The organism is Brachyspira aalborgi (assembly GCF_008016455.1).
GTDB lineage: Bacteria > Spirochaetota > Brachyspiria > Brachyspirales > Brachyspiraceae > Brachyspira > Brachyspira aalborgi.
This window is the reverse complement of record NZ_SAXU01000001.1, coordinates 1,819,652-1,840,771: the sequence shown is the minus strand read 5'-3', so window position 1 is coordinate 1,840,771 and position 21,120 is coordinate 1,819,652. Positions and strand designations below refer to the sequence as shown.

The following is a 21,120-nucleotide window of genomic DNA, read 5'->3' as shown; positions in this document are numbered from 1 at the left end:
ATTCCGAAACTATATAAAGTTAATATTTTAAACTTTAAACAAGGAAAAATTATGCGTTATTTTGCTTTCAGTTTAATATTTTTAATTATCAATTTTTATGCCTTCGCTCAAAATTTTATTTCGTCAGAAACTAATACGGGAAAATTGGAACAATTATTAGAATATGCAAATTCCGATAATGCGGAAGGATTAAGAAATTTAATCTCTCAAGGCGGAATTTCAAATTTTATAAATTTTGGCGATAGTTTAGGACATAACGCTTTAATAATATCCGCTTCAAAAGGATATAAAAATATTGCAATTATTCTTTTATCTCAATCTTTAGATATCAATCTTACTTGCCGTCATGGCAATACCGCTTTAACTTATGCGGCGGATTCAGGATATATTGATATAGTTTCTTATCTGCTCGCTAAAAATGCAAATCCAAATATTATAATTAACGGAGGAACTACGGCGCTTTTACAAGCTGCGGGAAAAGGTTATTATAGCATAGTCGAAACTCTTATTAATGCAAAAGCCGATTTAAGATTAGCGGGAATTTATAGAAGCGGAAATAATGACGGAGTCGATTATAATATGACGCCTCTTATGATAGCCGCTTTTAATAATCATGATTTAATCGTCAAACTATTATTAGATAAAGGAAGCGAAATTAATCGAATAAACGAATATGGAGCGAACGCTTTATTTTACGCGATAGCTAAAGGCAATAACGAAGTGGCAAAAACGCTTTTAGAAAATGGCGCTGAAGGAAATATTTCCGCTTCTTATAATTCTTATAATAATATAACTCCTCTCGCTTTGGCTTCTACTTTAGGCTCAACCGATATAATATCTTCGCTTTTAATAGGAAAGGCAAATATTAATTATAAAATGAAAGACGGAAAAACCGCTTTAATTTGGGCTGCAATATCTTCAAAAAGCGAATCGGTTTTAACTCTTATAAATGCAAGAGCGGATATAAACTCTTCCGATAATGAAGGCAAAACCGCTTTAATGTATGCGGCTGAAAACGGAGATTATAATTCCGTAGAATATTTAATAAACGCTGGAGCGGATATAAATATTTTAGATAAATCTTCAAAAAACGCTTTAATGTTTGCTATGGAAAACGGCAATTTAGATATAGTCGATTTAATTACAAAAGTTAGTTTGAATAAAAAATAAATTTAAATCAATTAATTGACATAACTTGCTTTTATAATATAATAATTCTTATGAATAAATTAAATAAATATATCGCCATACATAAAATAATTAATCTTTCAATATTTATGCTTTTTCCAATAGCGGGAAATATTATATTAATGCATAACAAAATTAAAAACGGATTTTACTCAATTTTATTAATTCTTAATTTAGTAGAAATTGGAATTTTTACCGCTTTTATTATTGTCGCTTCAAAATGCGAATGGGGAACTAGAAAACAACATGCCGTTTTGAAAGGAGCGATTTCTTTTTTCATATATATTATTATAACGATATTTACTATAATCTATATAATTTAATCTTTAATTAAGCAAGGAGAAAAAATGGGAATTTTAGATTTTTTTAATAAAAAAGAAAATAAAGATAAATATATTAAATGGCTTAAAAAGAACGCTGGCGAAAGAATGGATGCAAACAGAAAAGAATTATTCAAACCCGACAGATGCGATTTTCATTTGGATAGATACGAATTTGCTTCAAAATATATAAAAGACGGAAATAAAGTTTTGGATGTTGCAAGCGGAACGGGATACGGAGCTTTTAATATGAGAAAAAATAATCCCGCTATAGATATAATCGGCGTTGAGATAGACGAGATGGCTGTAGAATATGCAAATTTCATATACGGGGGGGGGTAATTTCATATTTAAAAGGCAGCATATTAAATTTGCCTTTTGAAGATAATACTTTTAATGTCGTTACTTCGTTTGAAACTATAGAACATATTGAGGACGACAAAGGACAAGTAAAAGAAGTTTTAAGAGTATTGAAAGACGGAGGACTTTATATAGTTTCTACGCCGAACGCTTGGAGTAAACATTTATTTGGAAAAACTAAATATCATGTAAGAGATTATACTTACGAGGAAATAACTTCTCTTTTAAGCGATTATTGTAAAATCCTTGAATGTTATAATCAAAATAGCGGAAGTATAACCCCGTTTAATCATAGGCAGAAGCGAGGAATAGTAAAAACTACAAATGAAAATAAGGAGTTGGCAGAATGTTTTATTTTAGTATGTCAGAAAACTTCTTAAAATTATTTATATTAGGAAAGTTAAGTGATTTTTATATATGCGATTTATGTTATTTTAATGTATTTATTTTATCCGTTAATATTTATTGTATTTTCAATAATGGCGCTTTTCAATAAACCTATAAGAAAAGGCGCTTTATCGAGATTGGGTTTTATATATCCGAAAGAAAATAATAAAAATGCAATTTGGATTCATGCCGTAAGCGTTGGCGAGATTGTAGCGGTTAAAGAGATAGTTTTTACTTTGGCTGAAAAAGGTTATTCAGTTTATCTTTCTACAACCACAGTCGGAGGTTTCGATATTGCTAAAAAAAATTACGGAGATAAAGTGGAATTATTTTATTTAACTTTAGATTATCCTAATATGATAAATAAACTTATTAAATTAATTTCGCCCGAATATGTAATGATAACGGAAATAGAAATTTGGCCATCAATGATTTATTGCCTTCATAAAAAACTTATTCCGCTTTATATGATTAACGGAAGAATCGGAAAAAAAGAAATAAAAGGTTATAAGAATTTTCAATTTTTCTTTAAGCCTTATTTTAATATGTATAGAAAAATTCTAGCTCAAAGTCAAATTGATAAAAAAAATATGATTAAAATTGGAATGCCCGAAAGTTTAATAACCGTAACGGGAAATTTGAAATACGATATTAATTATTCGGTTAATGAAGAGAAAATAGACGATTTGGAAAGTAGAATTCCTGCAAACAAATTCGTAATAACCGTTGGAAGTACACATAGCAATGAAGAAGAGATTATATTAAAGGCTATAAATTCTTTAGGAATAAAAGAAAATATTTTTATAGTAATCGTTCCGAGAGATATTAACAGAGGAAACGAAATAAAAGAAATTGCCGCAAAATTAGACTATAATTTGCCTCTTTATATGGAATACGAAACAAACTCAGAAGACGGAATTATAATAAATACGATTGGCGAGCTTTTAAATTGGTATAAACTCTCAGATTTAGTTATAATGGGCGGAACTTTTATTGGAAATGTAGGCGGACATAATATTTTGGAAGCGATTTATTTTAAGAAACCCGTTATTGTCGGAAGATATATGTATAATTTTATTGAAATCTACGAATACATGAGAGAATGCGTTTTTAATTGCGAAGACAAAAATAAACTTGCAGAAGTAATAAAATACGCTTACGAAAATAAAAATATTAGAGATGCAATTTCCGAAAAAGCTTATAATTTGCTTATACAAAATAACGGCGCTTCAAAAAGGACTATGGATATTATAAATAAATTTCAAGGAATACAAAATTAAATATTTAAGTTAATATAATCGCTTGCGCTATATAAAGAGCCTATAACTAAAGCGGGAATATTTTTTTCTTTCGATAATTTTTGCATATATTTCACGGCTTCGTTAAAATTTTCTATATGAATTATATTATCTCTTTCTTTCAAGTATTGATAAGTTTTATAACTGTCATTTTCTTTATAATTTGTATTTGGCGAACTTACTATAATAAAAGAGTCGCTATTTTGTAAAATTTCGCACATTCCTTTTATATCTTTTTCGCTTAAAGGCGCAAAAAGTATTATAAGATAATCATACCATTTATAAATCGTTTTTAATATTCTAAAAAGAGATTTTGAATTATGCGCTCCGTCAATTATTATATCGGGATTTCTTTGAACGAAAGTAAGTCTTGCATTTATACTAAAATTTTTTATAGAGTCAACGGCTTTATAATATAATTTTTCATTATTTATAAGCAGAGTAAAAGTTTTAAAAGCTAAAGAAATATTTTCCGATTGATGCTCTCCTAAAAGAGTAGTTTCAAATTTATATTTTTTTTCATTTTCAATATAAATAAATTCTAAAATTTTATTTGTATTTGAAATTATATCGACATCAAAATCTTTTTTGAAAACATATAATTTTGATTTTTTTTCTTTTGAAATTTTTTTTATTATATTTATAGATTCTTTCTCTTGCGCCGCCGAAACGACTAAAGAATTTTCTTTTATTATTCCCGCTTTCTGCACCGTTATCTCTTCTATAGTATTTCCTAATATTTCCATATGGTCGTAAGATATTGAAGTTATTACGCTTATAGAAGAATCTACAATATTTGTGCAATCTAATTTTCCGCCAATTCCAACTTCAATGCATGCATAATCTACATTTTGAATATAAAAATAATATAGTCCGATTATAGTAAATATTTCAAAAACGGTTATATTATATATTTTGTTTTCTTCTAAAATATTTTTTATTTTTTTAGTTATATTTATAAAGTCCTCTTCGCTTATCCATTGATTATTTATAGCTATTCTCTCTCTGACATTTATTATATGAGGAGAGACGAAAGAAGCGGTTTTATATCCTGCAAACTTTAGCATATTCGATAAAACTAAAGTAGCAGAACCTTTGCCTTTAGTTCCCGTTATATGAATAATCTTAAAAGTTTGTTTATATCCTAAAATATTTAAAATTTCTTTAACATTATTAATATGATTGAAACTATTTTTATGCAAATTTTTTTTACCCATAAAAGAGTAAATATAATTTAAAGCTTCGTTTATATTGTTCATTTTTATTCCAAATTTATTTTAATTAGTAAATAAGATTTTTCATTTTCCTTTATTTTTTAGATTAAAGCATATAATATTTTTAAAAAATTGAAATAATTTATTTTATAATAGTCGTTTATAATAATAAAATAATGGTTTGCCATTTGCAAAAGCTTGCATAATGTATGCATGGTAAAGTTTTAAGTTAATAAGTAATAAATTATGGATAATTTTTTTAAATAAACGCTTGAAATATTTTTAAAAAGATTGTATAATAATTAATAAATATTTAAATTATTTTGTTGACAAAAATTTTTAAATATTGTAAAATATTGTTAAATTAAATTAATCAATATTGAAAAAAAAATTTAAAATAAACTATTGACTAATTTTTTAGATATTGTATAATTTAATTGTAAAAATATTTGCCAAGAAATTGGTGAGGAAAGTTTGATATGAAAATTACGACAAATAACAATACTGTAATTTTGTTAAGCAAAGCAAGGCAAAGCAAAGCCATAATTATATCTTAAATAATTATTTTAAATTTCTATTTCAAAAATATTTTTTACATTTAGTTAAAATATTTTTAACTTTAATCAATTTCGATAGCTTATCAAGGAAAATTAAAAATCCTTGTTTAGTTATAAAAAAATTTTATTCAAAAGGAGTGTGCAAAATGAAACACACAAAAAACATTCTTAAATCTTTATTAATAATGGTAATGGCTTTATCATTATTGGCAGTTAGCTGTAGCAAGGACGAAGGCGGAAGTAAACCTACCAACCCAGCGCCAAGTAGACTGGAATTAGCAGCTCAAGCAGTAGTAGCGGCAGCAGCAGCAACAAAAGTAGATGCAACTGAAGTAAAAACAAAAGCTGGAAACTTAAAAACAGCAGTTATTGCCTTAAAAACAGAAGTTAATAAGTTAATAAAATAAGCAGTAAATATATTATCATATAAACTAAAGATTTAAGACAACAACCTCTATGTTCAAAAAGAGCATGGGGGTTTTTATTTTTTTAATGAATGAAGGTAATAATTTATTTTTATCTGTTTTGACGCGGTTTATACTTAATTGCATAAACCATTTTTTTGCTGTTATTTTTTGTTATCAAAAAGAATATATTATATTGACTTTTTTAATAATTAAAATTAACATAACACATTAATAATTTATAAAAAATAATCGAACTACAAAGCGGATAAAAAATGTTGAAAGAGTCGAATAATGATTCAATAAATTTTGAGAAAAAAAAATTTAATAATAAAAATTATAACGATAAATTTAATGAAAATAAAAATCTAAACGAGCGTCAAAATTGGCTTTATTATACGAGAGCGCCGTTAATGGAAAATTACCGAGATAATCTTTATAGAGAATATTTCGGGCTTTCAATTTTGCTTTCGGTTAGAGGCGAAGGCAACGAAAAAATTCTTGGACTTTCATTAAAATTAATCGATAACGAATGCAAAAAAGAATTGAGAATAAACGAACTTGAAAATTTTTTATTTTCATGCATTGTCGGAGAAAAGCAAAATATAGAAGATAAAGAATATAAAATAGAACTTGAAGATTTTAGCAGAGAAGAGGCAAGATTAATAAGATTTTTAAATAATATTTATAGCGAAGGTTTGCAAAAAGAAGAAAACGGAAAATTATGGTTTAAAGATTATGACGCTAATAAATGTTTAAGTTTATTAAAAAATATTTCAAATATAAGACTCGAAAGCAAGGCTATTATATTTGCAGATGAAATTTTGAATCTCTCTCTAAATATTTTTTATAACGAAGAGAAAGATTTGATTTTGAATATAAATATAAAAGATTTCGATTTGAATAAAATTTATACTTTCGGAGAGAATTGCAATTTTATACTTTATAAAGATATTTTTTACGAAACGAAACCGTCTTATGCGAAAATAAAAAAAAATATATTTAAAAATTCGATTATAATAAATAAAGATTATATAAAAGATTTCTGCTCAAGAGTTTTGCCTAATCTAAAAAAAGATTTTTCTGTGCAACTTCCCGAAGATATATCCGAAAACGAAATTCTTGCATTTCCCGTTCAGGCTTTAGTTTATTTGGATTATGACGGAGCGAATGTTTTTTCTACTATTAAATTTAAATACGGTTCTTTTATTCTCGACCCTTACACGAATAAATTCACAAGCGGTTATATGTTTGATAATGAAGAAATTTACAGAGATATTGAAAAAGAAAATTATTTTTGCGAAACTCTTTCAAAATATTTGAATAGAGCGGGAGATTATACTTTTTCTACTTCGGACGATGAAAAAATATTTTATTTATGTTATAAAGTTCTTCCAATGCTTCAAGATAAAGGATGGACATTTTTTTATAGCGAATCTTTTAAATCGTTAAAACTAAATGTTAAGCCTTTAAAAATGAAAGCCTCTTTGACGAAAGATATAAATTTTTTTGAAATTAATTTTTCTTTTGAAGGAGTTAAAGAAATTTACGATTTGTCGGATATAATAAGAGCGGTTAAAACTGAAAACAAAGAATATATAAGACTTCAAAACGGTTCTTTTGTTCCGATTGATTTGGAGATTATAGATTATTTGGCTAAAATGTTTAAAGAAAATCCGATTGAAGAGATAAAAGAAAAAGAAAATAACCGCTATTTGATTCCAATGTTCAGCGCTCCATATTTTGCCGATATGCTTGAAAAACACAGCGGAATAGAATTAAATTTAGACGATAGCGCCGCAAAAACTATAGACGATATAAAAAAAGTCGATTATGACGAAAATCCGCCGAAAAATATAAAAGGAGAGTTTAGAAATTATCAATTAATCGGTTATAAATGGCTTAGAAAACTTGCCGATATGTCTTTAAACGGAATTCTTGCTGACGATATGGGACTTGGAAAAAGTTTTCAAACAATAGCGTCAATTTTAAAAGAAAAAGAAAACGGCTCAAAATTAACTTCTTTAATAGTAGCGCCGACTTCCTGCGTTGCAAATTGGTATTACGAAATAAAAAAATTCGCTCCTTCGCTTGAAGTTATAACTTTGACGGGAAATTTAAAATCGAGAATGAAGAGAATAAAAGCCGTGAATAATTACGATATAGCTATAGTTTCTTATTCTACTTTAAGAAGAGATATAAAATTTTTAAGCGAAAAAGAATTTAATTATGTAGTGCTTGACGAAGCGCAGCATATAAAAAATGCAAATACTCAAAACGCTAAAACTGTAAAGAGTTTAAAATCTCAAAAACGACTCGCTTTAAGCGGAACGCCTATAGAAAATTCTATAAGCGAAATGTGGTCAATGTTCGATTTTTTAATGCCTGGATTTTTAGGAAAGCATAAAGATTTTTTGGAAGATTATGAAGCGCCAATAATTTCTGCAAACGAAGATTCAAAGGAAGCGTTAGAAAATCTAAAAAACAGAATCGCTCCTTTTATATTAAGAAGATTAAAAAAAGATGTATTAAAAGATTTGCCTCCAAAACATACGGTTATAAATTATTGCGATTTGACTAAAGAACAAAAAGAACTTTATATGTCGATACTTGAAGCTGCAAGAATTGAAATATTTGAAACGGTTAAAAGAAAAGGATTCGCTCAATCGCATATAGAAATATTTTCTGCATTAACGAGATTAAGACAGGTTTGTTGTCATCCAAGATTATTGCATTCGGATTTGAGAAAGGATATTCGCTCAAGCGGAAAATTTAATTTATTTATTGAAATGATAAGAGAAGCAATTGCAGGCGGACATAGTATTTTGGTTTTTAGTTCTTTTACAAAAATGCTTAATATAATGAGAGATGCTTTGAAAAAATTGAATATTGATTATTTATATTTGGACGGAAAAACTAAAGATAGAATGCCTTTGATTCAAAAATTCAATAACGGAGAAGCGCCGATATTTTTATTAAGCTTAAAAGCTGCTGGAACAGGTTTGACATTGACTCAAGCGGACACGGTTATTCATTACGATTTATGGTGGAATCCCGCAGTTGAAAATCAAGCGACAGATAGAGCCTACAGAATCGGACAAAAACGAGCGGTTACAAATTATAAATTAATTACAAGAGGAACTATAGAAGAGAAAATATTAGAACTTCAAAATAAAAAGAAAAAACTTATAGATAATGTTGTAGGCGATTGTGTGAACGATATAAATAAATTAAGTTGGGATGAAGTAAAAAATCTTATCGATTAAAATTATTTTTTTTCATTGATAGGTTATTTATAGACGAGACTAAAGTCCGCCTTTGGCGAGCAATAGATTTTTAATAAAATTCAATTATTAATGAAATAAAATTTTTAAAATTAACTTTTTAAAATATGCATTGACTTGCAATTAAGAATTTTTAATCATCCAAACCATCGCTTTCTTCCTCTTCGGTATTTCCCGAAGCTTCTCTTAAAACTTGCTTTATAGCGTCAAATATTACTCTCGCTTTAGCTTTATTTATTTCGGAAGTTTTGGTTTTTTTATTAATCGAAGATTTTTTTAATATCATAGCGCCGTAATTTTCTCCAATTCCGCTTATTATAAGAGGATTTGTTATTAATTTCTCCACAGTAGTTTGATTTTCAGAAAGTAATTGACAGAATAAATTATAATTAAACTGTTTTGTTAACGGGTCGTATCCGACTTGAGGCATCGTTGTAAAATCTTTCCATATAGGAATAATTTTTGTAAAATCGTTTTTATTTTCTCCATCATCAACAATAAATAAATTTCCTATATCGGTTTCCAATTTTATTATGCTATTTTTATAATTTACATTTTCCGTTAGAACAAAAGAACCTTCAGAACCTAAATCAATAAGCATTGCATCTTGAGAAAATTGAAATTGTATATATCCGCCATGCCTCAATATGTCGATTATTTTTTGTCCTTTAATATTTTCCATCTCTTTATAACTTTTATCAACGGCGACTATTTTATTAATATAAGAATAACAGACTTCGCCTTTTATTGAATTGATTAATTTAATTAAATCTGGTAACTCTTTCATTTTATTTATTATCCTATATTATGTTTACTTTATATATTGTATCATTTAAAATAAAAAAATCAAATCATAAAATTTAATATTTGATAAAAAATTAATTAAAATAATAAATGCAAAATTGTATATATTTTTTCTATAAATATGGCTATAGTTAAAGGCAATATTCCCATAAACATAAAAACAAATAAAGTAAAAAATATAAATATTATTAACAGCAATGTAATAATCGTATATTTAAATATATTGGCAAACATAAAAAATAATCCGTTTTATATATTATTTTTCTTATGAGCAAAAAAATAAATATTATGTCCCATAGCTCGCATTTTCTCCTCGTATAAAGTTATTCCGTAATTTTCAATTTTTTCCTCGTATTCTTTTTCCAAAATGTTTTTAAATATTTCGGATTCTTTATATATTGGATTCATTATTTTTAAAGCGTAATTGTCATCGTCTGTTGCAGAATAAAATATTCCGTTATCTTTAAGTATAGAATAAATTTTATTTAAAAATTCTTTATTAAATATTCTTCTATGCGAATGTCTTTTTTTGGGCCAAGGGTCGGGAAAATTTAAATAAATATTCTCGAAACTATATTTGTTATTAAAATATTTTTCTATAACAGAATTTGCCTCGCCGAATATTATAGTAAGATTTTTTATATTTCTTTTATAAGCTTTCTCTACCGTTTTTTTAGCCGCCTTAAAAGAATATTCTATTCCTAAAAAATATTTGTCTTTATTATTAATCGCAAGTTCTACGATAAATTTTCCGTTTCCGCTTCCAATTTCCAAATCAATATTTTTATAACCGAATAATCTTTTTTCAAGTTCGTTTATTATAATATTATTGTCTGTTATATTAAAGTCGTCAAGTATATATTCTTCTAAAATATTTTGATTAAGATTTAAACTTCTTATAATAATTCTCCTAAATAATTTTTATAATAAATTTTTTAAAATAAAGCTTTCAATCCTATATAATATCTGCCGTCCGTAGAACCTTGAAAACCGAAATAAACGGGCGAAAATTTTAAATAAAACGAATATTCAAAACAGAATGAATCTCTTTTTTCTTTATAAATTTCTTTTGTATTATTATCTTTTATATAAAATAAAGGACGAATCGCAAAATTAAGCATTTTCCATTCCAAACCCAATTCAAATCTTAAATAATGAGCGTCATTTTGTCTCCAAGTATATTCACCCAACATATTAATCCAAATCATTTTATCTAGTAAAGGCAATTTTCCCATAGCGGATAATTGAATTATATGACGAGTATTATCATAACCGTAATTATGCGGAGAGAGATTATTTTTATCGTATTGATAAAGAAAATGAGTTTTAAAAAAATCTCCATTTATTTTAAATAAAATAGCCAAAGGCGAATATTTTTCAGAAAAACCTTGAGAATAAGAAAGTTCAAAATAATGTCCTATAAAACCCGCTCTTAATCCCATTTCATTATTTACTCTAGGCAAATACCAATGCGGAATATCTTCAAAATTTTCAGTTGCAGAATCGACAACCGAAGGAATAAGCATAAAAGTCGAACCGTTAATATCGTTTGCGGCTTTTACTCTAAAAGATAATAATATTCTTGTAAATGTTATCGTTTCTATTCCTGCATCGTAAAGTTCTATTTTTCCTGTAGCTTTATTTTTATCTAATATATCAAATTTTCCAGATAAAGTCGCAAAAGGCGTGGCGGAAAAAATCCAATCGTAATGAAAACTTTTGCCAAGCGAAAGATACATATCGGGCATACTAAATCGTTTTTTTTCTAAATTAGCTCCTATCAAAGTATTCATGTGAAACTCTATAGTTGATAATTCGTATAAAGCTCTTGAAGAAAAAGAATCTTTTCTTGGATTATTTCGTTTATAACTTTCATGAATATAATCATAATCGATAAAACTTTCCGTAGGTCTTTCAATTTCAACTAAAGAAAAAAGAGTTGTCATCGATTTAAAAAATTTTTGGTCTTTTTCCGTATAAGGAGATTGCGCATAAATTTTTATATGACTTAAAAACAAAGTTAATAATATTATTTTAATTAATATTTTCATTTTATTTAATTTTATAGTTATATTATTTAAATATTATTTTATTCTATCATATAATTTAAAATTGACAATTCTATTATATATGATACAATTTATACGAATGCTATTTTGGAGTTGAAAAGTGGAAGAATTTAGTATTTTAGAGAGAAAGGTAAAAGATTTATTAAACAGATACGAATCTATTTTGGCGGAACATAGAGCATTAACCGAAAATATAAGTTTTTTAAATAAAGTGAAATTAGAACTTGAAACTAAAATTAATTCTTTTAAAGAAGAAAAAACTATACTCGAAACCGATAAAAGAAATATTATAGATAATCTTAATAACCTTAAAGAAGAGAGAGATAATTTATTTAAACAACTTGAAGCTGCAAGAATAGAAAAAGATAATTTCAAAATAAACGCGGAAAAAACCGAAAAAGATTCTATAAGTTTAATAGAAGAAAACGATAATCTTAAAAATAAAATCAATTTGCTTAATTCGGAAAATGAAAACTTAAAAAGAGAAAATACGAAATTAAAAAGCAAACTCTCTCAATTAATAAGCGATATCGACAGCGCAATGAAATATAATCAGGAATTTAATCAAGAGTCGATTCAAAATAAAAATAATAATCAAACATTTAATTATCATAAAGAAGAAATTGAAAATAAAAATGATTTTGAAAATACTTTAGATAATAAAGAAAGCGATAATAATGATAATGTAGAAAATTACAAAGTAGAAAATGAAGAAAAAGAAGAAGATTTTATTGAAGATAATATATTTGATAATAAAGAAAATAGCGATAATGAAATATCTAATTATAGTTATGAAAAAAATTCAAATATTGCATCCGTAAAAGTTTCAGAGGACGAAGACCCTTTTTCAAGCGCTTCCGATTCGAGTTGGGATAACGATATAAAAATTGAAGACGAACATAAAGAATATAAATTTGAAGAAGATAAAGAAAATATAGACGAAGAAATGGACGATATAAATAATAACGATGAAAATGAAGACGATTATTTATTTGAAGAAAACGAAGAAGATAATTATATGTTTGGAGACGATGAGGAAGAAGAATTTTTCTTTGATAACGAATCGAGATAAAAAAATAATAAATAGGAAAAATGATGAGCAATAGTTTAGAAGTTAATATTTTTGGAAGAACTTTGAATATAAAATCGAGCGAAGAGAATATTGAATATTTAATAGAGCTTGCCGATTTTGTAGACAAAAGTATGAACGATATAGCGCAACATTACGGACAAGATAAACCGAGAGATGTTATAGCGATATTAGCCTGTTTGAATATAGCCGATAATTTGAAATTAGAAATTGCAAACAGCAAAGCGGGAAGCGACACTTTAGCGGCATTAAAAGAAAGTATAGCAAGCAGGTCGAGAGAATTAATAAGACTTATAGACGCTATAGAAGAAAAATAAAATATGAAAACTTTTTATTATTTTATTTGTATTTATGTTATTTTTTTTGATAACAAAAAATCTAAAAAGCGAATTCTTTTTTCAATGTAAAGAAGTAAAAAATTAACAGTCGGAATTTCTAGTTATTTAACTTATTTTTAATTTTAATTTGTATTAAATTAAGTAAGGGAAATTATAGCCGTGATTTAGTCCTCTTTGACGACTTTATGCGAAAAGGAAAAAAAGATTTCCCAAAGCGTTTTGAAAATATAGCCGAGACAATCTTACGAAACGAAATCAAAAAAGAACAGTTTGAAAGTTTTATTGAAAAAGCTTTTGAAAATGATAATAATTCTAAAAATATAACCGCAGTCGGTTTTATTTCTTCGGCTATTTCAAAATACTTAAAAAATAAAATTGGAATAGATATCGGCGAAAGCGTTACAGTAGGACTTGAAGCAAGATTATTAAACGGATTAAAAGCGAAAAGACATGCATTAAAAAACGAGGCTTTAGAAAAATCGGACGCCGATTATATTTTGAAATGTTTGCTTTATGGAGATGTTTATTTTCAAAAGAATAATAAAAATCTTTTATATCTCTATAAAGTCGGAGAGGATAGATATTTGCAAATAGCCGTGAATACAAAATATAGTTTATCTCACAAAAGCGTTTCAATAAAAATACCGCTTATTAGAAATATTCAATTTTTAAGTTACAGACAAGTTGAAAGTAAATATATTAAAAATAAATTATTGGAGGTAATAAAATGACTAATGAGATATTAGATAGTAATTGCGAGTGGATATGTCCTTATAATTATGATTGTAAAAATTGCAAAAAATGAAAGATTGGATTTAAGCAGCCAGTCCTATAACAATTACTCGTTATAGCGTTGAGTCTCTTGCGAAAATCCAACCTATACTTAATATAATAAATTAATCGGCAAAAGTCAAGGGGAATAATGAGAAATTTTTTATTTTTTTGTTTATCTTTACCAAACTACGATTAATAACTAAAATAGAATTGTCAATTTGGAAAGACGAATAATAGGGCATTTACATTCCAATATGGTTAGATTTATTATCTTGGAAATAATAAAGGACGATTTTGGAAAGATTTAATTTACATTCCAATATGGTTAGATTTATTATATATTTGCGGTATAGGTTCGTCAGTCAAAAATGTATATTTACATTCCAATATGGTTAGATTTATTATGGAGCGGGAGTAATGAAAAATTATACTCTTTTGAGAATTTACATTCCAATATGGTTAGATTTATTATCTGCAGCAACGGGCGTAAAATTTCAAGATATATCAGATTTACATTCCAATATGGTTAGATTTATTATCGATATATATAATACACTTGACATATTATATATATATTTACATTCCAATATGGTTAGATTTATTATTTTTTTTCGTAAAGTCATTTGGTATCTATCATTGATATTTACATTCCAATATGGTTAGATTTATTATCTTATATTGATTTAGATAAACACAAATTAATTGAAGATTTACATTCCAATATGGTTAGATTTATTATTTGACCAAAATATCACTGTTTCTACTGCTTATAATGTATTTACATTCCAATATGGTTAGATTTATTATCGCGATTCAAAGAAGCGTAGCCGACCACCAAAAAGCATTTACATTCCAATATGGTTAGATTTATTATCCGTTTTTTCTCTCTGAAATATGCAAAACTAATATTTTCTACATATTAATTTGATACAAGTATTGATATAAAATAATATAACAATACAAAATACGACATTAATTTTAAAAATCGTCTGTCGATAATCCGTAAATTATTATAGATTAAACATCGACATACTTGTATTTTATATAAAATTTGAAGTTTTGTCAATATCTTCTTTCACTAAAAACTCTTTTTCAAGCCACTTTTCGTTTCTGCTTTTAAATATTATACATGAGTCTTTATGTTCTCTTAATATGTCAAAGAGCTCTTCTTTTAATTTAAGGTATTTAGGTTCTGAAAGTTCGCCTTCAAATACCGATTTTTGTATATGATTAAGATACCTTTTGCAAATATTAAAAACTTTTTTCAATACATAAGGATTATCTTCATCGTTTACCTGAATATCATATATTAAAATTATATACATTTCTACCACCATATTTTAAACGGGGAATATTCTTTTTCTCCGAGCAAATGTTTTATTATTTTATAAAGTTCAAGTCTCATTAAATATCTATAAGAAACATCTCTATTTAATGTTCTATGTTTTATAGTAGTCTTTAATCTTTTTTCTACTTCTCCCATAATATTTTGAAGAACATTTTCTTTTAATCTTAAAAAATTGCTTTCTTTATCAAAATCATTTTCAGATATAATATTTTTATTTAATAAATAAAATATTAATCTGTCGACTATTAAAGGTTTAAAAATTTCGGCGACATCCAAAGATAAAGAAAATCTTTTAACCGAAGGTTCATGCAAATAACTAATAGTTGGATTTAATTGCGTTCTATAAATTTCAGAAAGTATTTTTGTATAAAGAACGGAGTTTAAAAAACTTATTAAAGAGTTTATCATATTGTCGGGCGGACGTTTTACTCTTTTTTCAAAATCTATTTCTTGATTTATAATTTTATTCCAACTTCTGTAATATATTCTGTGAACATTTCCTTCAATTCCCATTATTTCATCTATTCTGTTATAAGAATCTAAACTTTCTTCAAGTTTTGTTATCGATTCTATCTCTTCGTTTAAATCTCGTCCTCTAACATTATAATATTTCAAATTTCTTAATATATTTTCAGTCGCTCCGTAAACGAATTTTTTAGCTAGCGAAACTCTTTTTTTATAAATCCTAGTCAAAAGAGTGATAACCTATATTATCTAAAGTTGTATGCTTTAGTTTTGCTTCTGTCATTTTAATTCCTTTTTGTTTTATTATTATATAACATATTATTTAAAAATTAAAATACGATTATAATTCTTTTGCTCTCAAACAAGCTACATAATGATTATTATTAACTTCTTCCAATTTTATATTTTCGTTTAAACAGTATTCTTTAGCGTAAACACATCTGTTATAAAATCGGCATCCTTTTTTAGGATTAATCGGAGAGGAAATTTCGCCTTTTAATATAATATTCTTTTTTATTTTATCATTTTCATTAAAATTTATAGAAGGTATGGCGGAAAGCAAGGCTTTTGTATATGGATGCATAGGAGATTCAAATAAAGATTTTTTATCGCAGCTTTCTATTATCTCGCCCAAATACATAACGGATATATTATTTGATATATGTTTTACCACAGATAAATCATGCGATATAAACATATATGTAAGCTTTAACGATTTTTGCAAATCCATAAGCAGATTTATTATTTGAGCCTGTATCGAAACATCCAACGCACTTACGGGTTCATCACAAACTATAAATTTTGGATTTATTGAAAGCGCTCGTGCTATTACTATTCTCTGTCTTCTTCCTCCGTCAAATTCATGCGGATACATATTATAGCATCTCTTACTTAAACCCACTATATCCATAAGCTCTTCCACTCTCGATTTTTTATCTCTATGATTTTCGTATATATTAAAAAAATTAAGAGGTTCGGATATTATTTCCGATACCGTATATCTCGGATTTAAAGAAGAATAGGGGTCTTGAAATATTATCTGCATATATCTTCTCATTTTTCTCATGTCGCTGTCGTTTAATTTTGTAATATCCATACCGTCATAATATATATTTCCGCTATCTGGTTCTTGAAGTCTTAAAATAACTCTTCCCAAAGTGCTTTTTCCACATCCCGATTCTCCCACAATTCCAAGCGTTTCGCCTTCGTTCATACCTATATTTATATTGTCTACGGCATGCAATTTACCACTTGGAGTGTCGAAATATTTATATAAATTTTTTGTTTGTATAAACATTATATTTACTCTCCGTTATCAAACGAAAAATGACAGCTATATCCATGATTAACGCCAGTAAATTTAGGTTTTTTATTTATGCATATATCTTTTTTGTATACGCATCTTGGATGAAAATAACATCCGCTTGGCAGATTTGCAGGATTAACCATGTCGCCTTCTATCGGGGTAAGTCTTTCGTTATCAATATCTAATCTTGGTATGGAATTAAAAAGTCCTTTTGTATATGGGTGTTTGGTATTTAAATAAACATCTTTTACATTACCGCTTTCAACTACTTCGCCCGCATAAACTATAAATATTCTATCGCAAATTTCGGCTACTATTCCCAAATCATGAGTTATAAGAATAAGAGACATATTAAATTTTTCTTTAAGGCTGTTTATTATATCCAAAACTTGAGCTTGTATAGTGACATCCAACGCTGTAGTCGGTTCATCGGCTATTAAAATTTTTGGTTTTAATAATAAAGACATAGCTATTACAACCCTTTGCTTCATGCCTCCCGAAAACTGATGAGGATATTCTTTTAATCTATCTCTTTGAACTCCTACCATTTCAAGTAATTCTATAACGGTTTTTCTTTTTTCATTTTTACTCATATTTTTTTCATGGCTGTCCAATACTTCCATTAATTGTTTTTCAATAGTCATCGTAGGATTTAGAGCGGTCATAGGGTCTTGAAATATCATAGATATGCCCTTGCCTCTTATGTTTTGGTATTCTTTTTTATCGCTATTTATTATATTTTTTCCTTCGTAATATATTTCTCCGTCCACTATAATTCCAGGAGGATACGGTATAAGTCCCATTATAGACAACGCCATAGTAGTTTTTCCCGCTCCAGTTTCTCCAACTATACCTATACTTTCTCCTTTTTTTAACGAGATATTTATACCGTTAACGGCTTTAACCGTTTCGTCTTCTTTAATATAATGAACATGCAAATTCTTTATATTCAGTAAATCGTTTTCTTTCATAAATTATTTTTTACCTTTATTTATATTTATTTATTCATTATTTTATTTCATTCTCGGGTCTAAAGCGTCTCTCAAACCGTCTCCTAAAAAATTAAAAGCCAATACCATTAATATAATCGCAAGTCCAGGAAATATGGCTATATAAGGATTGGTTTCAAGATATACGCTTCCCGTTTTTAATATATTTCCCCATTCTGGTATATGAGGCTCTATACCTAAACCCAAAAAACTTAAACTGCTGGTTTGCAAAACCGCAGAGCCTATATCTAAAGACATTCTAACTATTACGGGAGATAATACATTTGGAATAATATGTTTATAAATAACTATAAAATTATTTGCTCCTAAAGCTTTAGCCGCTTCTACAAATTCCATATTTGATACCGAAATTACGCTCGCTCTGACAGTCCTTGCATATTTTGGAATCGCGCTGATACTTAACGCTATTATCAATACAAAAACATTAGCGCCAAAAACCGATATAATAGCTATCGCAAGAAGTATATTGGGAATAGAATATAATACATCCAAAGCTCTCATTATTATATTATCAACATTTCTTTTATAATAACCCGATAACGCGCCTAATATTCCGCCTATTACAATCGGTATTAAAGTGGATATTATTCCTATTATTAAAGATATTCTCGCTCCAAAAACTATTCTACTAAAAACATCTCTGCCGTAATTATCAGTTCCAAAAGGATAAGATAACGAAGGATGATTTAATAACGCCGAATAATTATTTTCTATGGCATCGGAATAATTAAATGTAAATACGCTGTTTATAGACAATGAAAATAAAAATATAACAAAAAACATACCTATAACCGCCATTTCATTTTTGAATATTCTATATAAAGTATCGACAAATTCTATAGATATATCTTCGTCTTTATGATTTATCTTAATTATAATCGTAATTCCAGATAGCAATGCAAATATATTTCCAAATACAACCGTAATTATACATATTATAGCGATAATATAAAAAATTTTCTTATTCGATTTTAAATCTTTTTTAGAAACAAAATATATGGAAATTAAATAAAATAACGAAGTAATAAAAAGTATCGTTATTCCAATATAAAATTTTTGAGGTATACTTTCTTTAAATAAATTAATAAACGAAACCAATATAATATAAATATTTATTAAAAAAGCTTCAAATAATAATATATATTCAAGTTCTTTCTTTTTAGCTATCAAAAGAAAACCAGAAGAAACGGCGAATATATTTGCAAATAATATAAAAGATATTAATATAAATCCTAATTTTCTCGTATTTTGTTTTATATAATTAAATTTTTTGACATCTTCTTTTAATTTATTTAATATTATATAAGAGACTATAGACGAAAGAAAATATAAAATCGATACGATTATAACATATATATTAAAACTTCTTTTAGGAATATCTATAGAAAATAAAAATAATAAAATACCGACAAATAAAGAAGCTCCTATTGAAAATTTGAGCGAACCGTATTCTCTAAATTTTATAAATTTGCTTTCTTCTAATCTTTTTCTATAATTCATAATTATACTCTAATAATTTTTCATATCCGATTTAATTCTTGGGTCTAAAAAAGCGTATAATATATCCATTATTAAATTAACTATACTTACGACTATTGAAATATATACTACTCCAGCTAAAATAACGGGTATATCTGGTATAAATTGTTTATCGACTATATAACTTCCTATGCCGTTAATATTAAATACTTTTTCCGTAACCGCCGCTCCGCCAAGTATAGAACCAAGTTGTATTCCAATAACCGTTATTATTGGTATTAAAGCGTTTTTAAATATATGCCTAAATATAACGATATTTTCATTTAACCCTTTGCTTCGAGCGGTTAAAACGAATTCCGATGATTTTATCTCCAACATAGAAGCTCTTGTCATTCTCGCTACCGCCGCCGAAAGTCCCGTTCCCAAAACTATTGTCGGCATAATATAAGAACTTATATTATGAACCGAAAAAGACGCAGGAAAAATATTAAGATTAATTGAAAAATTTAATATCAATATTAATCCTATCCAAAAATTTGGTATAGATAAACCTATTAAAGCTACAAGCATAAAAACATAATCGAATATAGAATATTGTTTTATAGAAGATATTACTCCCGCGGGTATCGCTATAATTATTGCAAGTAACAACGATAAAAACGAAATAGATAAAGTTATAGGAAATTTGCGCGCGATTGCCGAAAATATATCTTCGTTTCCAACATAAGATTTGCCTAAATTAAATGTAATAATATTTTTCAAAGAATAGAATAACTGTTCTATATACGATTTATCCAAACCGTATGATTTATTAAAAGCTTCTATTTGCTCTTTAGTGGCGTCCTGTCCTAAAATATTTACGGCGCTATCCATTGGAGAAATATATAATATTGTAAATACTAAAAAAATTACCCCAAACATTACGAATAACATCATAACTATTCTTTCAAATATATATTTCATATACCAATGAGAAAAAATATATATTAATATATACATTGGCAATGAAAATATAACGGAATATATAAAAAATATATTATTTTCTAATAAATTTTTTAATATGGCGGAATCTTCAATATTGGATTTGATTTCTTTATTGATATATTTATTCATAGATTTTTTAATATTGTCTATATATTTTTTTATTCGACTTTCTTTTTCCTCTTTTGATATGTTTTTTGATAATATCTCTTTTTCTTTTTCAATATGAAAAGAGTATTCTTCCGCTAATTTTTCAAAATCCGTTTCAGAATAAATATAATTGTTTCTATATAGTTTTTTATGATATTTATACAAGATATATTTTTTTACCCATATAAATAAATAAGTAAATATGCCAAAAATCGTTATAGCAATTTTATATAGAAACAATTTCTGCATTTTATAAAAATTATTTGTAATATTGTTAATTATATTATTTTTCAT

Annotated in this window: 20 protein-coding genes and 1 CRISPR repeat array; of the genes, 10 read left to right on the top strand and 10 right to left on the bottom strand. The window is 26.7% G+C overall.

All coding sequences use genetic code 11. From position 1 onward, the window contains the following. The first annotated feature begins 51 nt into the window (after nucleotides 1-51). The 5 genes from EPJ79_RS08300 to EPJ79_RS08280 are packed head-to-tail and all read left to right on the top strand — an operon-like array spanning nucleotide 52 to nucleotide 3,535. On the top strand, nucleotides 52-1,170 hold the full coding sequence (locus tag EPJ79_RS08300; protein WP_147739131.1) for an ankyrin repeat domain-containing protein: 1,119 nt from the start codon (nucleotides 52-54) through the stop codon (nucleotides 1,168-1,170). Nucleotides 1,171-1,220: 50 nt separating this feature from the next. Further along, nucleotides 1,221-1,511 (top strand): hypothetical protein, encoded by a 291-nt coding sequence (locus EPJ79_RS08295; RefSeq protein WP_147739130.1) that lies wholly within the window; start codon nucleotides 1,221-1,223, stop codon nucleotides 1,509-1,511. 24 nt (nucleotides 1,512-1,535) lie between these two features. Beyond that, nucleotides 1,536-1,850 (top strand): methyltransferase domain-containing protein, encoded by a 315-nt coding sequence (locus EPJ79_RS11925; RefSeq protein WP_147529504.1) that lies wholly within the window; start codon nucleotides 1,536-1,538, stop codon nucleotides 1,848-1,850. Next, nucleotides 1,820-2,248: a class I SAM-dependent methyltransferase gene (locus EPJ79_RS08285; protein ID WP_147529503.1), complete on the top strand. Its 429-nt coding sequence runs from the start codon at nucleotides 1,820-1,822 to the stop codon at nucleotides 2,246-2,248. The genes EPJ79_RS11925 and EPJ79_RS08285 overlap by 31 nt, the downstream gene beginning before the upstream one ends. A 57-nt stretch (nucleotides 2,249-2,305) precedes the next feature. Next, entirely contained in the window at nucleotides 2,306-3,535 is a 1,230-nt protein-coding gene (locus EPJ79_RS08280) for a 3-deoxy-D-manno-octulosonic acid transferase (RefSeq protein ID WP_147739622.1), read from the top strand. Here EPJ79_RS08280 and EPJ79_RS08275 read toward each other — a convergent pair. Beyond that, the gene (locus EPJ79_RS08275) at nucleotides 3,532-4,812 is read right to left on the bottom strand and encodes a bifunctional folylpolyglutamate synthase/dihydrofolate synthase (RefSeq protein ID WP_147739129.1); all 1,281 of its coding nucleotides are present in this window, start codon (nucleotides 4,810-4,812) and stop codon (nucleotides 3,532-3,534) included. The two genes, EPJ79_RS08280 and EPJ79_RS08275, sit on opposite strands and share 4 nt — an antisense overlap. Nucleotides 4,813-5,470: 658 nt before the next feature. Here EPJ79_RS08275 and EPJ79_RS08270 point away from each other — a divergent pair. Together EPJ79_RS08270 and EPJ79_RS08265 are read left to right on the top strand one after the other, a co-directional pair. Further along, on the top strand, nucleotides 5,471-5,731 hold the full coding sequence (locus EPJ79_RS08270) for a hypothetical protein (RefSeq protein WP_147739128.1): 261 nt from the start codon (nucleotides 5,471-5,473) through the stop codon (nucleotides 5,729-5,731). Between the two features lie 272 nt (nucleotides 5,732-6,003). Further along, nucleotides 6,004-8,994: a DEAD/DEAH box helicase gene (locus EPJ79_RS08265; RefSeq protein ID WP_147739127.1), complete on the top strand. Its 2,991-nt coding sequence runs from the start codon at nucleotides 6,004-6,006 to the stop codon at nucleotides 8,992-8,994. Nucleotides 8,995-9,145: 151 nt separating this feature from the next. Here the strand turns inward: EPJ79_RS08265 and EPJ79_RS08260 are convergent, their stop codons facing one another. The 3 genes from EPJ79_RS08260 to EPJ79_RS08250 form a co-directional block, all read right to left on the bottom strand. Next, nucleotides 9,146-9,799 carry a DNA-formamidopyrimidine glycosylase family protein gene (locus EPJ79_RS08260; protein ID WP_021958267.1) on the bottom strand — a complete coding sequence of 218 codons (654 nt, stop codon included), beginning with the start codon at nucleotides 9,797-9,799 and terminating at the stop codon, nucleotides 9,146-9,148. Between the two features lie 266 nt (nucleotides 9,800-10,065). Next, the gene (gene trmB / locus EPJ79_RS08255; protein ID WP_147739126.1) at nucleotides 10,066-10,716 is read right to left on the bottom strand and encodes a tRNA (guanosine(46)-N7)-methyltransferase TrmB; all 651 of its coding nucleotides are present in this window, start codon (nucleotides 10,714-10,716) and stop codon (nucleotides 10,066-10,068) included. Nucleotides 10,717-10,751: 35 nt separating this feature from the next. Beyond that, nucleotides 10,752-11,867: a hypothetical protein gene (locus EPJ79_RS08250; RefSeq protein WP_208745261.1), complete on the bottom strand. Its 1,116-nt coding sequence runs from the start codon at nucleotides 11,865-11,867 to the stop codon at nucleotides 10,752-10,754. Between the two features lie 118 nt (nucleotides 11,868-11,985). Here EPJ79_RS08250 and EPJ79_RS08245 point away from each other — a divergent pair, with 118 nt between their 5' ends. The 3 genes from EPJ79_RS08245 (at nucleotide 11,986) to EPJ79_RS08235 (ending at nucleotide 14,044) form a co-directional block, all read left to right on the top strand. Further along, nucleotides 11,986-12,957 (top strand): coiled-coil domain-containing protein, encoded by a 972-nt coding sequence (locus EPJ79_RS08245; protein WP_147739125.1) that lies wholly within the window; start codon nucleotides 11,986-11,988, stop codon nucleotides 12,955-12,957. A 20-nt stretch (nucleotides 12,958-12,977) separates the two neighbouring features. Beyond that, nucleotides 12,978-13,292 (top strand): cell division protein ZapA, encoded by a 315-nt coding sequence (locus EPJ79_RS08240; protein ID WP_147561724.1) that lies wholly within the window; start codon nucleotides 12,978-12,980, stop codon nucleotides 13,290-13,292. A gap of 206 nt (nucleotides 13,293-13,498) precedes the next feature. Beyond that, nucleotides 13,499-14,044 carry a hypothetical protein gene (locus EPJ79_RS08235; protein WP_147739124.1) on the top strand — a complete coding sequence of 182 codons (546 nt, stop codon included), beginning with the start codon at nucleotides 13,499-13,501 and terminating at the stop codon, nucleotides 14,042-14,044. Nucleotides 14,045-14,327: 283 nt separating this feature from the next. Further along, nucleotides 14,328-14,961: a CRISPR direct-repeat array (repeat unit 31 nt; unit sequence ATTTACATTCCAATATGGTTAGATTTATTAT). A gap of 166 nt (nucleotides 14,962-15,127) precedes the next feature. Here the strand turns inward: EPJ79_RS08235 and cas2 are convergent. From cas2 to EPJ79_RS08205, 6 genes are all read right to left on the bottom strand, one after another. Next, complete coding sequence (gene cas2, locus EPJ79_RS08230) at nucleotides 15,128-15,412, bottom strand: CRISPR-associated endonuclease Cas2 (protein ID WP_021958977.1); 285 nt, start codon at nucleotides 15,410-15,412, stop codon at nucleotides 15,128-15,130. A gap of 2 nt (nucleotides 15,413-15,414) precedes the next feature. Further along, on the bottom strand, nucleotides 15,415-16,128 hold the full coding sequence (gene cas1b / locus EPJ79_RS08225) for a type I-B CRISPR-associated endonuclease Cas1b (protein ID WP_244289090.1): 714 nt from the start codon (nucleotides 16,126-16,128) through the stop codon (nucleotides 15,415-15,417). 112 nt (nucleotides 16,129-16,240) lie between these two features. Beyond that, on the bottom strand, nucleotides 16,241-17,197 hold the full coding sequence (locus EPJ79_RS08220; protein WP_147739123.1) for an ABC transporter ATP-binding protein: 957 nt from the start codon (nucleotides 17,195-17,197) through the stop codon (nucleotides 16,241-16,243). A 5-nt stretch (nucleotides 17,198-17,202) separates the two neighbouring features. Then, a complete protein-coding gene (locus EPJ79_RS08215; RefSeq protein WP_147739122.1) occupies nucleotides 17,203-18,177 on the bottom strand; it encodes an ABC transporter ATP-binding protein in 975 nt (324 codons plus the stop codon). 42 nt (nucleotides 18,178-18,219) lie between these two features. Then, on the bottom strand, nucleotides 18,220-19,716 hold the full coding sequence (locus EPJ79_RS08210; protein WP_147739121.1) for an ABC transporter permease: 1,497 nt from the start codon (nucleotides 19,714-19,716) through the stop codon (nucleotides 18,220-18,222). Between the two features lie 9 nt (nucleotides 19,717-19,725). After that, a complete protein-coding gene (locus EPJ79_RS08205; RefSeq protein ID WP_147739120.1) occupies nucleotides 19,726-21,120 on the bottom strand; it encodes an ABC transporter permease in 1,395 nt (464 codons plus the stop codon).